The sequence below is a fragment of the Pseudomonas californiensis genome, assembly GCF_021147775.1.
GTDB classification, from domain to species: domain Bacteria; phylum Pseudomonadota; class Gammaproteobacteria; order Pseudomonadales; family Pseudomonadaceae; genus Aquipseudomonas; species Aquipseudomonas californiensis.
Map to the genome: position 1 here is coordinate 1 of NZ_JAGTPK010000044.1, position 13,829 is coordinate 13,829.

Annotated in this window: 12 protein-coding genes and 3 pseudogenes; 10 read left to right on the plus strand and 5 right to left on the minus strand. The window is 55.5% G+C overall.

The annotated features are described in order from the left end of the window. A pseudogene (locus KDX37_RS25875) lies at positions 1–508 on the plus strand (hypothetical protein); the annotation flags it as partial. A 5-nt stretch (positions 509–513) separates the two neighbouring features. Next, complete coding sequence (locus KDX37_RS25880; RefSeq protein WP_231656003.1) at positions 514–723, plus strand: hypothetical protein; 210 nt, start codon at positions 514–516, stop codon at positions 721–723. 56 nt (positions 724–779) lie between these two features. Here KDX37_RS25880 and KDX37_RS25885 read toward each other — a convergent pair whose 3' ends face one another. Continuing rightward, complete coding sequence (locus KDX37_RS25885; protein WP_231656005.1) at positions 780–938, minus strand: hypothetical protein; 159 nt, start codon at positions 936–938, stop codon at positions 780–782. A gap of 185 nt (positions 939–1,123) precedes the next feature. Between KDX37_RS25885 and tnpB the strand changes: the two genes are divergently transcribed. The 3 genes and pseudogenes from tnpB to KDX37_RS25900 all read left to right on the plus strand — a co-directional run. Continuing rightward, entirely contained in the window at positions 1,124–1,765 is a 642-nt protein-coding gene (tnpB, locus tag KDX37_RS25890) for an IS66 family insertion sequence element accessory protein TnpB (RefSeq protein WP_231656007.1), read from the plus strand. An 18-nt stretch (positions 1,766–1,783) separates the two neighbouring features. Next, positions 1,784–1,999, plus strand: a pseudogene (locus KDX37_RS25895) (transposase domain-containing protein); the annotation flags it as partial. A gap of 297 nt (positions 2,000–2,296) precedes the next feature. Continuing rightward, positions 2,297–2,840 (plus strand): annotated as a pseudogene (locus KDX37_RS25900) (MFS transporter); the annotation flags it as partial. 250 nt (positions 2,841–3,090) lie between these two features. Here the strand turns inward: KDX37_RS25900 and gyrB are convergent. The 4 genes from gyrB to dnaA are packed head-to-tail and all read right to left on the minus strand — an operon-like array spanning position 3,091 to position 9,311. Beyond that, a complete protein-coding gene (gene gyrB / locus KDX37_RS25905; RefSeq protein WP_231656009.1) occupies positions 3,091–5,508 on the minus strand; it encodes a DNA topoisomerase (ATP-hydrolyzing) subunit B in 2,418 nt (805 codons plus the stop codon). Between the two features lie 4 nt (positions 5,509–5,512). After that, positions 5,513–6,616, minus strand: a complete 1,104-nt coding sequence (gene recF, locus KDX37_RS25910) for a DNA replication/repair protein RecF (protein ID WP_231656010.1) — start codon at positions 6,614–6,616, stop codon at positions 5,513–5,515. 20 nt (positions 6,617–6,636) lie between these two features. Further along, a complete protein-coding gene (dnaN, locus tag KDX37_RS25915; RefSeq protein WP_231656012.1) occupies positions 6,637–7,740 on the minus strand; it encodes a DNA polymerase III subunit beta in 1,104 nt (367 codons plus the stop codon). A 38-nt stretch (positions 7,741–7,778) separates the two neighbouring features. After that, positions 7,779–9,311 carry a chromosomal replication initiator protein DnaA gene (dnaA, locus tag KDX37_RS25920; protein WP_231656014.1) on the minus strand — a complete coding sequence of 511 codons (1,533 nt, stop codon included), beginning with the start codon at positions 9,309–9,311 and terminating at the stop codon, positions 7,779–7,781. A 586-nt stretch (positions 9,312–9,897) separates the two neighbouring features. On the opposite strand from dnaA, the gene rpmH reads away from it, so the two are divergent. From rpmH to mnmE, 5 genes are all read left to right on the plus strand, one after another. Beyond that, positions 9,898–10,032 carry a 50S ribosomal protein L34 gene (gene rpmH / locus KDX37_RS25925; RefSeq protein ID WP_002551315.1) on the plus strand — a complete coding sequence of 45 codons (135 nt, stop codon included), beginning with the start codon at positions 9,898–9,900 and terminating at the stop codon, positions 10,030–10,032. Positions 10,033–10,048: 16 nt separating this feature from the next. Further along, positions 10,049–10,450, plus strand: coding sequence for a ribonuclease P protein component (gene rnpA / locus KDX37_RS25930; protein ID WP_231656016.1), 402 nt, complete (start codon positions 10,049–10,051; stop codon positions 10,448–10,450). Beyond that, a complete protein-coding gene (gene yidD / locus KDX37_RS25935) occupies positions 10,443–10,688 on the plus strand; it encodes a membrane protein insertion efficiency factor YidD (RefSeq protein ID WP_231656018.1) in 246 nt (81 codons plus the stop codon). The genes rnpA and yidD overlap by 8 nt, the downstream gene beginning before the upstream one ends. A 2-nt stretch (positions 10,689–10,690) precedes the next feature. Next, a complete protein-coding gene (gene yidC / locus KDX37_RS25940) occupies positions 10,691–12,379 on the plus strand; it encodes a membrane protein insertase YidC (protein ID WP_231656019.1) in 1,689 nt (562 codons plus the stop codon). A gap of 78 nt (positions 12,380–12,457) precedes the next feature. Continuing rightward, entirely contained in the window at positions 12,458–13,828 is a 1,371-nt protein-coding gene (mnmE, locus tag KDX37_RS25945) for a tRNA uridine-5-carboxymethylaminomethyl(34) synthesis GTPase MnmE (protein WP_231656021.1), read from the plus strand. The last annotated feature ends 1 nt before the right edge of the window (position 13,829 follow it).

Here is a 13,829-nt window from a genome sequence, read left to right on the forward strand (position 1 = left end):
GCAAGCGGATCTGCCGGAAGGCTACACACGCGTACTGAACACAAAAACCGGCAACTTCGAAGTCCGCAGCCCTACGGGTGATTTGCAATTTCCTGATTCCGAAGGCAACCTCATCCCCAAGGACGGGGGTAAGCTGGCTCAGCAGAAGCAGGCTGAGGAGAGGATTGCTGGTGCAAAAGGCGCAGGTGAGGCAACAAGCCTAGCGAATGCCGCGAAGCTTCGTGGGCAACTTACAGGGCAAGAGATATCTGGCGGCCATGCATTTGAAAAGCATGTAGTTCAGCAGGGCGAATATGAGGCTTTGGGCATAACTACTCGCGAGCAGTTTGCCTCGCATATTGAAAGCGTCGTTAATAACCCAAGCTCATTTCGTGAGCTAAGTGGTGGGCGAACTGCTTACTGGGATAATGTCAGTGGTACGGTCGTTATTAGGAACCCTAAAGCAATTGATGGCGGCACTGCATTCCGTCCCGTGAATGGGCAAGCTTACTTTGATGGTTTGAGGTAGTTACTGTGGAGATGATTAGCTCTTTGCGCAATTTGGCGAATGTTAGCCTTAATCGAGATGAGCTTTTGGTCTTGAATGCGGCTTTAAATGAAATATGTAACGGGGTAGATGTGTTCGAATTTGAGACGCGGATCGGTGCAGATCGTGAGTTTGTAGCTGGTTTGCTTCAAAAAATTGGTTTGTTGCTTGATAACATGGATCATCTACCCAACTGATCTGCAATGACCTTGTTCCACTGACACCGGCCTCGGGCCGGTGTTGTTTTATCTGCTTACTGCAAAATCTCTCTTCCTTCGCTGCTTGCCTTGGTCGTGGCCTGAGCAATCAAGGCATCCAGCATCTGCGCAACAAATTTCTGCTGACTCTTGGGTAGCTGGTCGATAGCTTCCAGTTGCTGTTGCCATTTTGGAGCAGGTCCACGCTTACGCACAGTGGTTTCCTGCTGCTGACCAAACAGCTCTTCGAGTGTGGTTGCAAGCAGTCGGGCCAGTTCAGGCAGCGCCGCTACCTGAATCCGCCGCTTACCGGACTCATAGGTTTGGATGGTCTGCTAAGTGGCTGACCAAAACCAACCGAATCCTGTACAACCAGGCTTCTGACCTCGATCTACCGAGGATGGAACAGCGTTTGCCGAAACACGTCCTCAGCAGCAACGAAGCCGAACGCATCCTCAACGTGCCGGACACCCAAACCTCGACCGGCATCCGAGACAGGGCGATGCTGGAAACCCTCTACAGCACCGGCATGCGCCGCATGGAGTTGATTGGCCTGAGCTGGAGCGCTATCGACTACGAGCGTGGCACGGTGATAATTCGTAAGCGCTCCATGAACCCACATTCCAAGCGCTCATCTGATGCTCGATGCTGTGCTCCCGATTCTCTCAGGAGCCCGTTCGCCATGATGCGACCCGATGCAAAAGTCGAAAAAGTCTATCCCTACCCCAAGCCCGTCGACTTTCGAAAATCCATTGATGGCCTAGCTGCGTTAGTCGAGCTGGATATCAAGGTCGCGGTGTTTGACCCAGTCCTTTTTGTTTTCCTCAACAAGCCGCGTAACCGCGTGAAGATCTTGTACTGGGAGCGAAACGGCTTCTGCCTTTGGCTCAAGCGCCTGGAGTCTGAGCGTTTCAAAACATCGCCCGATGTGACCGACGAAGCAATTGTCCTGACCGTTCAGGAACTCGAATGGATGCTCGACGGTTTTGACCTCTGGCGTAACCGTCCCCATCAAGTTTTGACGCCGCGATTCGTGGCCTGATTCGGTATAATCCAGGGCATGAATTTCGTGCCCGACAACCTTCCTGATGATCCTGAATTGCTCAAGCAGATGCTTGCGAAGCTGCAGTCCAGGATGGGCGTGCTCGAAGAACAAGTTGCATTGCTAAGGCAGCGCCTGTTTGGCCGAAAATCAGAGCAGGCCGTCGATCCGGCAATGCCTCAAATGGCGTTGTTCAATGAAGCGGAGCACGAGGTTGAGTTGGCGTGCGAGACTGCATCGAGCAGGCCCCATACCAAATCTTGCTCTTCCATCGGCATGCATGAAATCGCTTCGAACTGGTAGCACAGTCGATTCTGGGTTGCGCATGTGCTTGGTCAAGCGGTCAGAGCTGCCCAGCGAAACCCCTGCACACAAGCCAATGCCAAGAGCGAAGCCAAACGCAATATCGTCAGCACCTTAGTGACCGGCATTGCGGCCATGAGCGATCCGTCAGGCGCAGCAGCGGCCAACAATGCGTCCATCTCCAATCTGGACAATAACTCGTTCGTCCTCGGGCCTGTAACACCACCGGGCACTACCTACACAGTGTTCTTGCTGGCTCTGGTGGTCACTCCGATTGCCGGACGTTTGAGTAAATCGCGGCCGCAATATGAAATGCTGGCAGGCGCCGTAGCGCTCGGAATATTTGGCCCACTGCTGACCTTGTGGTCCTTGTTATGGATGATCGTCTTGGGCCTTGCCCTTGGTTCAGCGGGCGTGGTTCTTGCGCAGGCATCCGCCAATGCGTTTATCACTGCCCGAGCGGGTCGTTAAAAAGCGCAAGCGGTTGGGCTGTACCTGACGAGCTATTACCTCGGACGCAGCCTGGGTGCAATCGCACCCGCGATGATCTGGAGTCATTGGGGGCTGGCAGGGCTGCGTATTACTTCTCATCGGCTTCCAGTTGTTGTCATTGCTGCTTGCCCTGAAAGGCTGGAAACCGCCGACAGGCTTGAGGCACGCGAAGGGTTTTGATGGCGTCGCAACAGCTGCCGCACGGCTCGCAGTCCCAAGGACGAGATTGGCGCCGATAGTTTTTGTCTCATCGAATGATTGGCAAGACGCAAATCAGTGATCAGGGCTGTAGCGTTCGCGCGATAGATGGCGGTATACGCCAGGATGATTGCAGGTCGGATGCAGCAGACCTGCCTGACCGCTCGACAGTAGGTAACGCCATCGTGTGCCCTGGACTGAGGTCATAAACGACTTCGCTCCCAAGCGGTCACTCAAACAAAAAGGCCAATACTTTCGTATTGGCCTTTCGGTTCAATCGTTTGAAGCTGTGGCGCTCAAGCTTTCTTTGCTGAGCGCCACAACTGTCTTCATCAGAAGTCGAGGTTGGACACTGCCAACGCATTACTCTCGATGAAGTCACGGCGGGGCTCGACCGCATCACCCATCAGGGTGTTGAAGATCTGGTCGGCACCGATTGCGTCCTCGATGGTGACCTTCAACATGCGACGCACACTTGGGTCCATCGTGGTTTCCCAGAGCTGATCCGGGTTCATTTCGCCAAGACCTTTATAGCGCTGGATGGTGTGACGCTTGGTGCTTTCGGCCATCAGCCAGGCGAGCGCTTCCTTGAACTCGGTGACAGGCTTCTTGCGCTCGCCACGTTGCACGTAAGCGCCTTCTTCCAGCAGCGTGCTGATTTGCGCGCCGAGTGCAGTGACGGTCTTGTAGTCGTTGCTGCCAAAGAAGTCGCGGTTGAACGTGACGTAGTTCGACAGGCCGTGGGAGATCAGTTCGACCTCTGGCAGCCAGACGTTACGTTCACGGTCTTCGCGCAGGCTGGCTTTGTACACCAGACCGGACTTCTCGCCGCTACGCAGACGCGCATCGAAAAGGGCCAGCCAGGCTTGCATGCCTGCGTGATCCGAAAGCTGTTCCAGCGTGATCGGCGGCAGGTATACAAAGTGCTCAGTCAGCTCCTGAGGGTACAGGCGCGACAGACGCTTGAGGGTTTTCATGACCATGCGGAAATCGTTGACCAGGCGCTCAAGCGACTCGCCGGAAATGCCCGGTGCCGAATCGCTGAGGTGCAGGCTGGCATCTTCCAGAGCCGACTGGGTCATGTACTCTTCCATGGCCTCGTCGTCTTTGATGTACTGCTCTTGCTTGCCTTTCTTGACCTTGTACAACGGTGGCTGAGCGATGTAGATGTAGCCACGCTCGATCAGCTCTGGCAGCTGACGGAAGAAGAAGGTCAGCAGCAGCGTACGGATGTGGGAACCGTCGACGTCAGCATCGGTCATGATGATGATGTTGTGATAACGCAACTTGTCGATGTTGTACTCTTCACGGCCGATGCCACAGCCAAGCGCAGTGATCAAGGTGCCCACTTCCTGCGAAGAGATCATCTTGTCGAAGCGCGCTTTTTCAACGTTCAGGATCTTGCCTTTGAGGGGCAGGATGGCCTGGGTCTTACGGTTACGTCCCTGCTTGGCTGAACCGCCAGCAGAGTCCCCTTCCACCAGGTACAGTTCGGAGAGGGCAGGGTCTTTCTCTTGGCAGTCAGCAAGCTTGCCTGGCAGACCGGCGATGTCCAGCGCACCTTTGCGGCGGGTCATCTCGCGGGCTTTACGCGCAGCCTCACGAGCGCGGGCAGCGTCGATCATCTTGCCGACAACGGCCTTGGCTTCGTTCGGGTTTTCCAGCAGGAAGTCAGAGAAGTATTTACCCATCTCTTGTTCAACTGCGGTTTTGACTTCGGACGAGACCAGCTTGTCTTTGGTCTGCGAGCTGAACTTCGGATCAGGCACTTTCACCGAAATGATCGCAGTCAGACCTTCGCGCGCATCATCACCTGTTGTGGCGACTTTGTGCTTTTTGGCCAGACCTTCCTGCTCGATGTAGTTGTTCAGGTTACGCGTCAGCGCTGAGCGGAAGCCCACCAGGTGAGTACCACCATCGCGCTGCGGGATGTTGTTGGTGAAGCACAACAGGTTCTCGTTGAAGCTGTCGTTCCACTGCAGTGCGATCTCGACGCCAATACCGTCGTCACGCTGGATGTTGAAGTGGAACACTTCGTTCACCGGCGTCTTGTTGGTGTTCAGGTACTCAACGAATGCGCGCAAACCGCCTTCATACTTGAACAGCTCCTCTTTGCCGCTGCGCTCGTCTTTAAGAACGATGCCCACACCGGAGTTGAGGAACGACAATTCACGAATCCGCTTGGCCAGGATGTCCCAGCTGAAGTGGATATTCTTGAACGTGTCAGCCGACGGTTTGAAGTGGATCTGCGTACCGGTGCTGTCGCTCTCACCGACGATTTTCATCGGCTCTTGTGGCACACCGTGAACGTAGGTCTGTTCCCAGATCTTGCCGCTACGGCGAACTGTCAGCAACAGCAGTTCGGACAAGGCGTTAACTACGGAAACACCTACACCGTGCAAACCGCCGGATACTTTGTAGGAGTTGTCATCGAACTTACCGCCTGCGTGCAGCACGGTCATGATGACCTCGGCCGCTGACACGCCTTCTTCTTTGTGAACGTCCACCGGAATACCGCGACCGTTGTCGCGTACGGTGATCGATTCGTCCGGGTGGATGATGATGCTGATGTCGTCGCAATGGCCAGCCAGAGCTTCGTCGATCGAGTTATCAACCACTTCGAATACCATGTGATGCAGACCGCTACCGTCGTCTGTATCACCGATGTACATTCCGGGACGCTTGCGTACGGCATCAAGTCCTTTCAGCACTTTAATGCTGGACGAGTCGTACGTTTGGTTTTCGCTCATGCAATCACTCCCGATGGTCGTGGGTCTGGGTGATACGGCCTTGTTCCACGTGGAACAAAGCGACTGGCGTTTCCGTCTGCCAGCCCTCCCTCAAAAATTCTTGATCTACACAGGTGATAAATACCTGGCAGCGTAATTCTTCCAGCAAACGGCAAAGCGCTTGGCGATGGTTATCGTCCAGTTCGGACGGCAAGTCATCCACCAGATATATACACTGGCCTCGACGCACTTGGCTGACGAGGTGACCTTGGGCAATACGCAGTGCACACACCACCAACTTCTGCTGACCGCGGGACAAGATGTCCGCCGCGTTGTGTGCGCCTAATCTAAGGCGCAGATCAGCACGTTGTGGTCCGGCTTGCGTATGGCCCATTTGCTGATCCCGGTTCAGGGAGGAGGCGAGCACAGTACTTAGCTCTTTTTCCTTGTCCCATCCCCGGTAATAACTCAGAGTCAAACCTTCAAGCTCAACCAGCTCACTCAAGGTCTGTTCAAAAACTGGCTTGAGCGCTTTGATATAAGCGCGGCGAAACTCATCGATTTCGTCGCTCGCCAGGCACAGCTCTCGGTCCCACGCCGCCTGCGAAGCGGCGTCAAGTGTACCATGCCGAAGCCACGAGTTCCGCTGCCTCAGGGCCTTCTGCAGGCGCTGCCAAGTGGCCATGAAGCGAGGTTCCACGTGGAACACTCCCCAATCCAGGAACTGTCTGCGAATCTTGGGCGCACCTTCCAACAGTCTGAAGCTGTCAGGGTTGATCAACTGCAAAGGCAGTATTTCAGCCAACTGAGCTGCACTGCGTGCATTCTGACCATCAATACGGATCTGAAACTCGCCCTGTCGGTCGCGTGAAACACCCAGATTGCTATGGCCGCCTTGTGCCAGATCAACTTGGCCAAACACGGTACACGCGGGTTGTTCGTATTGAATGACGGGAAGCAGACGGCTGCTGCGAAACGAGCGGGCGATGCCCAGCAGATGGATGGCCTCCAGCACGCTGGTTTTGCCGCTGCCGTTGGCACCGTAAAGAATATTGATTCGCGGGGAAGGGGAAAGGGTCACCGGGTGCAGATTGCGCACCCCGGTGACCGAGATGCGGCTGAGAGACATCAGGTTTCGCTGTGCATGGATTACAGACGCATCGGCATGACAACGTAGGCAGAGTCATCGTTATCCGACTCTTGCACCAGTGCACTGCTGTTGGAGTCGGACAGAATCAGGCGAACCTGCTCTGTTGTCATGACACCCAACACGTCAAGCAGGTAGCTCACGTTGAAACCAATCTCCAGAGAACCGCCGTTGTATTCAACGCCGATTTCCTCTTCCGCCTCTTCCTGCTCAGGGTTGTTCGCCTGAATCTTCAACTGACCGTTGGCCAGCTGCAGACGGATGCCACGGTACTTCTCGTTCGACAAAATTGCGGTCCGGCTGAAGGCTTCACGCAGCGCCTGACGATCGCCCAACACCAACTTGTCACCGCCTTTAGGCAGCACACGTTCGTAGTCCGGGAATTTGCCGTCGACCAGTTTGGAGGTGAACGTGAATTCACCGGTGGTCGCACGGATGTGATGTTGACCCAGAACGATGCTGACCATGCCTTCCTGCTCGGTAAGCAGACGCGCCATTTCCAGAATACCTTTACGCGGGACGATGACCTGATGGCGGTCGGCGTGTTCGATATCCGCAGCCATCGAGCACATCGCCAGACGGTGACCGTCAGTGGCCACTGCGCGCAGGACACCGGCGCTGACTTCCAGCAGCATGCCGTTAAGGTAATAACGCACGTCCTGCTGGGCCATTGCAAAGCTGGTGCGCTCGATCAAGCGGCGCAGTTTGCTCTGGACCAGATTGAACGTCAGCGAACCCGGGCCTTCTTCGACCGTCGGGAAATCGTTGGCAGGCAAGGTCGACAATGTGAAGCGACTGCGTCCGGCCTTGACCACCAGCTTGGCGTCATCGACCTTGATGTCGATCAGCGCGTCGTTGGGCAGGCTTTTGCAGATGTCCATCAGCTTGCGCGCTGGCACAGTGATTTCGCCTGGCTCGGCAGGCTCTTCCAGTTGAACACGGCCAACCAGCTCCACTTCCAGGTCGGTACCCGTCAGCGACAGCTGCTGACCTTCGACGACCAGAAGCACGTTGGACAGCACCGGCAAGGTCTGGCGGCGTTCAACCACGCCGGCGACCAATTGCAGGGGTTTCAACAAGGCTTCGCGTTGAATGGTGAAATGCATGGTCTAGTCCCTTGCCTTAATAAGCTGCACTGGCGTCATCACGTAGTCAGAGTGCGCAGCAGGTTCTTGTAGTCCTCACGGATATCCGCGTCGGATTCCTTGAGTTCGTTGATCTTTCGGCAAGCGTGCAAAACGGTGGTGTGGTCACGACCACCAAACACGTCGCCAATTTCCGGCAGACTGTGGTTGGTCAGTTCTTTGGACAACGCCATCGCCACCTGACGAGGCCGAGCCACAGAACGGGACCGACGCTTGGACAGCAGATCAGAAATCTTGATCTTGTAGTACTCGGCAACGGTGCGCTGAATGTTATCCACACTCACCAGTTTGTCTTGCAGCGCGAGCAGGTCTTTCAGCGATTCGCGAATCAACTCGATGGTGATGTCACGGCCCATGAAGTGGGAGTGGGCGATAACCCGCTTGAGCGCACCCTCCAGTTCACGAACGTTGGAACGAATGCGCTGAGCAATGAAGAACGCGGCGTCGTGTGGCAGATCCACCTTGGCCTGGTCTGCCTTCTTCATGAGGATCGCGACACGTGTTTCGAGCTCAGGTGGCTCGACTGCGACAGTCAGGCCCCAGCCGAAGCGGGACTTGAGGCGTTCTTCGAGACCTTCGATTTCTTTCGGATAACGGTCGCTGGTCAGAATGACCTGCTGTCCGCCTTCCAGCAAGGCGTTGAACGTGTGGAAAAACTCTTCCTGCGAACGTTCCTTGCGGGCAAAGAATTGAATGTCATCGATCAGCAGTGCGTCCACAGAGCGATAGAACCGCTTGAATTCGTTGATCGCATTGAGCTGCAAGGCTTTGACCATGTCGGCCACGAAGCGCTCCGAATGCAGGTACACAACCTTTGCGTTCGGGTTCTTCTTGAGCAGGTGGTTGCCTACAGCGTGCATCAAGTGGGTTTTACCCAGACCTACACCGCCATAAAGAAACAGCGGGTTGTAGCCATGCTTGGGGTTGTCAGCCACTTGCCAGGCCGCAGCGCGTGCGAGCTGGTTGGATTTGCCTTCGACAAAATTCTCGAAGGTAAACGTGCGATTCAGATAACTGGTGTGCTTGAGCGCGCCCTCAACCTGGACGGTACGCTGTTCTGCACGAGCAGGTGCCTGCTGAGAGCTGGCGCCCGCCATGGGATCGAAGCTGTCACGCGAAGGCTCGTCATGGGCCGGTGCACTCTGCACAGGCGACGGCGATGCAGCAGGCGCGGCTGGCGTCGCTACCGGAGCAGGGGACGACACACTGCTGACCGAATTGGCGGACAACGCCTGAGAGGCGGCCGCAGCCAATGGGGCGTTAGGTGCAGCACGCGGCGCGGAGCTACGTTTGCTTCCTATTAATAAGGAAAGCGCAGGAGCGAGCCCTTGGCCGTGTTCGCCAAGAAGTTCGAGCAGACGGCCCAGATATTTTTCGTTGACCCAATCGAGAACAAAGCGGTTCGGTGCGTACACACGCAACTCGTCGCCTTCAGCTTCGACCTGTAGCGGACGGATCCAAGTGTTGAATTGCTGGGCAGGCAGCTCATCGCGCAACAGCTCCACGCATTGCTGCCAAAGTTCCACTGACACGGATATCCCCTAAGTTGAAAGCCGGTGAGGCAAAAACAACCGCCATTGTAACGACCCGAGGCTGACTTATCCACATGTAGGTTGCTCACAAACACCTATAAATCAGTGATTCACGACTCCATGAAGCGACAAACGGTATGTGCATAAGCCCTGTGGATAACCCGGCCTCAGCTCGTTGCATAAGTGGGGGTTGAAATCTGTGGATAAAGCGCCTGTGGATAAAATGCCATTCCATACACAGCTTTTCCGACAGCGCAGCACAGACAGGCCACCGCTTCTCGACAGACTTTCAGATCTCTGTACACCTTATAAAACATGGCCTTCAGCGTTTTATCCACAGATACTGGCTACGTAAGAATAACAAGCTTTATAAAGAAGCTTTAAATAGTCTCTCTTTTTATTTCTATAGCTGAGGGTTGAACGCGTGTCCGGGACAGGCAGGTGAAAACCGACAAATGACCCCTAAAGAAGTAAATGAAGGAAAAGCTGGTTGGAAATTGACCTGCGAGCCCGCTTTCTCTAGAATCCCCGGTCTCTTAAAACGGGGGCCATTCCGGCCCGTAGTGGACGAACCAGGTAACACGCCATGAAACGTACTTTCCAACCCAGCACTATCAAGCGCGCCCGCACCCACGGTTTCCGTGCACGTATGGCCACCAAAAACGGCCGTGCAGTTCTTTCGCGTCGTCGCGCCAAAGGCCGTAAGCGTCTGGCAGTTTGATAAATCGGCACAGGAGGTGAGTCGAGACTTCAGTCGGGAAAAGCGTTTGCTGACTCCCCGGCATTTCAAGGCAGTCTTTGACTCCCCTACCGGCAAGGTTCCGGGGAAAAATCTCCTGCTCCTTGCGCGCAACAACGACCTTGATCATCCCCGTCTGGGGCTTGTGATAGGTAAAAAGAGCGTGAAGCTTTCCGTTGAGCGCAATCGCTTGAAACGCCTGATGCGCGAATCATTTCGCCAACACCAAGACAGTTTGGTCGGTTGGGATATCGTTATCGTCGCGCGTAAAGGTTTGGGTGATGTAGAAAACCCTGAACTTATTCAGCATTTCGGCAAGCTCTGGAAACGTCTGGCACGTAGCCAACCTGCTCCAGAACCAAAATCAGAGCCTGTAGGGGTAGACAGTCCAGATGCGTAAACTGGCGCTCGTTCCGATCCAGTTCTATCGCTATGCCATTAGCCCGCTGATGGCCAGCCACTGTCGTTTCTACCCCAGTTGCTCCTGCTACGCGTATGAAGCCATCGATAATCATGGCCTTTTGCGCGGCGGCTGGCTGACTATTCGTCGCCTGGGTCGCTGTCATCCGTGGAATCCCGGTGGTTTTGACCCGGTTCCGCCTGTCCCCACCTCCCGTTCTTCTTCGATGGCCGAGTAATCATGGATATTAAACGCACGATCCTGATCGTCGCCCTGGCAATCGTGACCTACGTCGGGGTTCTGAAATGGAACCAAGACTACGGCCAGGCTGCCATGCCGACCCAGAATGTTGCAGCCAGCAACACCGCACCGGGCATTCCGGATACGGCTGTTGGTAATAATGGTTCTGCTAATTCCGATGTACCAAGCGTTGCCGCAAACAATACGAATGCGGCGCCTCTTGAAACGCCGGCCGTAGCCAGCAAAGACCTTATCCACGTCAAGACCGACGTGCTCGATCTGGCGATTGATCCGGTGGGTGGTGACGTCGTTCAGCTTCGTTTGCCTCTGTATCCACGTCGTCAGGATCGTCCAGACGTTCCTTTCCAGCTGTTTGATAACGGCGGCGAACGTACGTTTCTTGCACAAAGTGGCCTGATCGGCGCCAACGGTCCCGATTCGCGTCCTTCAGGTCGTCCGGTTTACACGTCCGCGCAAAAGACCTATCAACTGGCTGACGGCCAGGATTCGATGGTTGTTGATCTGAAGTTCTCGGACAACGGCGTCAACTACATCAAGCGCTTTACGTTCAAGCGCGGCCTGTACGACCTGGTTGTCACTCAGATTGTGGATAACCAGAGCGCTCAACCGTGGTCCGGCAGCCTGTTCGCGCAATTGAAGCGCGACGCCAGCTCCGATCCATCGTCGACGACCGCAACCGGTACCGCCACCTATCTGGGTGCCGCACTCTGGACTGCAGCCGAGCCGTACAAGAAAGTGTCGATGAAAGATATCGACAAGGGCCAGATCAAGGAAAACGTTCAAGGTGGTTGGGTTGCATGGTTGCAACACTACTTCGTGACTGCGTGGATCCCGGATCACAATGCGAGCAATGCCGTTCAGACCCGCAAAGACAGCCAGGGCAACTACATCATTGGCTTCACCAGCCCGACCCTGACCGTCGCACCGGGTGCGCAAGGTGAAACCAGCGCCACGTTGTACGCAGGTCCGAAAAGCCAGGCGGTACTCAAAGAGTTATCCCCAGGTCTGGAACTGACCGTCGACTACGGCATTCTGTGGTTCATTGCCCAGCCGATTTTCTGGTTGCTGCAACATATCCACGCCATTGTCGGTAACTGGGGCTGGTCGATCATCTTCCTGACCATGCTGATCAAGGGTCTGTTCTTCCCATTGTCCGCCGCCAGCTACAAATCCATGGCTCGCATGCGCGCTGTGGCTCCAAAGCTTGCAATCCTGAAGGAACAGCATGGCGACGATCGCCAGAAGATGTCCCAGGCGATGATGGAGTTGTACAAGAAAGAGAAGATCAACCCGTTGGGTGGATGCTTGCCGATTCTTGTGCAAATGCCAGTATTCCTTTCGCTGTACTGGGTTCTCCTGGAAAGCGTGGAAATGCGTCAGGCTCCATGGATCCTGTGGATAACCGACCTTTCCATCAAAGACCCGTTCTTCATCCTGCCGATCATCATGGGCGCTACCATGTTTATCCAGCAGCGTCTGAACCCGACTCCGCCGGATCCGATGCAGGCCAAGGTCATGAAAATGATGCCAATCATCTTCACGTTCTTCTTCCTGTGGTTCCCTGCTGGTCTGGTTCTGTACTGGGTTGTGAACAACACCCTGTCGATCGCGCAGCAGGCGTATATCACTCGCAAGATCGAAGCGGCTACCAAGAAAGCTGCCGCCTGATCTAACCTGTGAACACGTTGCACAGAACGCCCCCTCGTGGGGCGTTTTGCTATCTGTCAGTTGTCCAGGAGCAGGACCATGAACGTCCCTCGTGAAACCATCGCCGCTATTGCCACTGCTCAAGGACGAGGCGGTGTAGGAATCGTGCGCGTGTCAGGCCCGCTGGCGAGCAAGACCGCCGAAGCCATTATCGGCAGAACGCCCAAACCTCGGTTTGCTCATTACGGGCCGTTCGAGGACGGTGCCGGGCAGGTGCTCGACGAAGGCATCGCACTATATTTTCCTGGCCCTAACTCATTTACCGGCGAAGACGTACTGGAGCTGCAAGGCCATGGCGGCCCAATCGTCATGGACATGCTGTTGCAGCGCTGCCTGCAGTTGGGTAGCCGACTGGCGCGCCCGGGCGAGTTCAGCGAACGTGCCTTTCTCAACGACAAGCTCGACCTCGCGCAGGCTGAAGCCATCGCCGACCTGATCGAAGCAAGTTCTGCACAAGCAGCCCGCAACGCACTTCGCTCATTGCAGGGCGCTTTTTCGCAACGTGTGCATAACTTGACTGACAAATTGATCAGCCTGCGCATCTACGTTGAAGCAGCCATCGACTTTCCGGAGGAAGAAATCGACTTTCTGGCCGACGGTCATGTGCTGAGTATGCTCGACGATGTCCGCCTTGAGTTATCCACAGTCTTGCGCGAAGCCGGACAGGGCGCTTTGTTGCGCGACGGCATGACGGTAGTGATTGCTGGCCGTCCTAACGCCGGCAAATCAAGCCTGCTCAATGCGCTGGCTGGACGTGAAGCGGCCATCGTTACCGAGATTGCCGGCACGACGCGAGACGTTTTACGTGAACATATCCATATCGATGGCATGCCCTTGCACGTGGTGGATACGGCGGGCCTGCGAGACACCCAGGACCAGGTAGAGATGATCGGGGTACAGCGTGCCGTCAAAGCAATCGCTGAAGCTGACCGGATTCTGCTGGTGGTTGATGCCACGGCGCCTGAAGCGAGTGATCCCTTCGCGTTATGGCCTGAGTTTCTCGAACAGCGACCAGACCCTGCGAAAGTCACGTTGATCCGTAACAAGGCTGATCTGAGTGGCGACGCGATTGCGTTGGAAACCAGCCAGGACGGTCACGTGACCATCAGCTTGAGTGCCCGATCCGGTGGGGAAGGGCTCGAGCTGTTGCGTGAACACCTCAAGGCCTGCATGGGCTATGAACAGACCTCGGAAAGCAGCTTCAGTGCGCGCAGGCGTCACCTTGAGGCACTCGGTCACGCCAGTGACTCGCTTGAACACGGCAGGGCGCAGCTGACGCTTGCTGGAGCGGGCGAATTGTTGGCCGAGGATCTGCGTCAGGCGCAACAGTCTCTGGGCGAAATTACCGGAGCCTTCAGTTCGGATGATCTGCTGGGCAGGATTTTTTCCAGCTTCTGTATCGGCAAGTAAA

What these genes read in the sequence shown, in the direction of transcription:
- rpmH (WP_002551315.1), top strand. Translation starts at nt 9,898, where the DNA reads ATGAAACGTACTTTCCAACCCAGCACTATCAAGCGCGCCCGCACCCAC.
- yidD (WP_231656018.1), top strand. Translation starts at nt 10,443, where the DNA reads ATGCGTAAACTGGCGCTCGTTCCGATCCAGTTCTATCGCTATGCCATT.
- recF (WP_231656010.1), bottom strand. Translation starts at nt 6,616, where the DNA reads ATGTCTCTCAGCCGCATCTCGGTCACCGGGGTGCGCAATCTGCACCCG.
- gyrB (WP_231656009.1), bottom strand. Translation starts at nt 5,508, where the DNA reads ATGAGCGAAAACCAAACGTACGACTCGTCCAGCATTAAAGTGCTGAAA.
- mnmE (WP_231656021.1), top strand. Translation starts at nt 12,458, where the DNA reads ATGAACGTCCCTCGTGAAACCATCGCCGCTATTGCCACTGCTCAAGGA.
- tnpB (WP_231656007.1), top strand. Translation starts at nt 1,124, where the DNA reads ATGGAACAGCGTTTGCCGAAACACGTCCTCAGCAGCAACGAAGCCGAA.
- dnaN (WP_231656012.1), bottom strand. Translation starts at nt 7,740, where the DNA reads ATGCATTTCACCATTCAACGCGAAGCCTTGTTGAAACCCCTGCAATTG.
- yidC (WP_231656019.1), top strand. Translation starts at nt 10,691, where the DNA reads ATGGATATTAAACGCACGATCCTGATCGTCGCCCTGGCAATCGTGACC.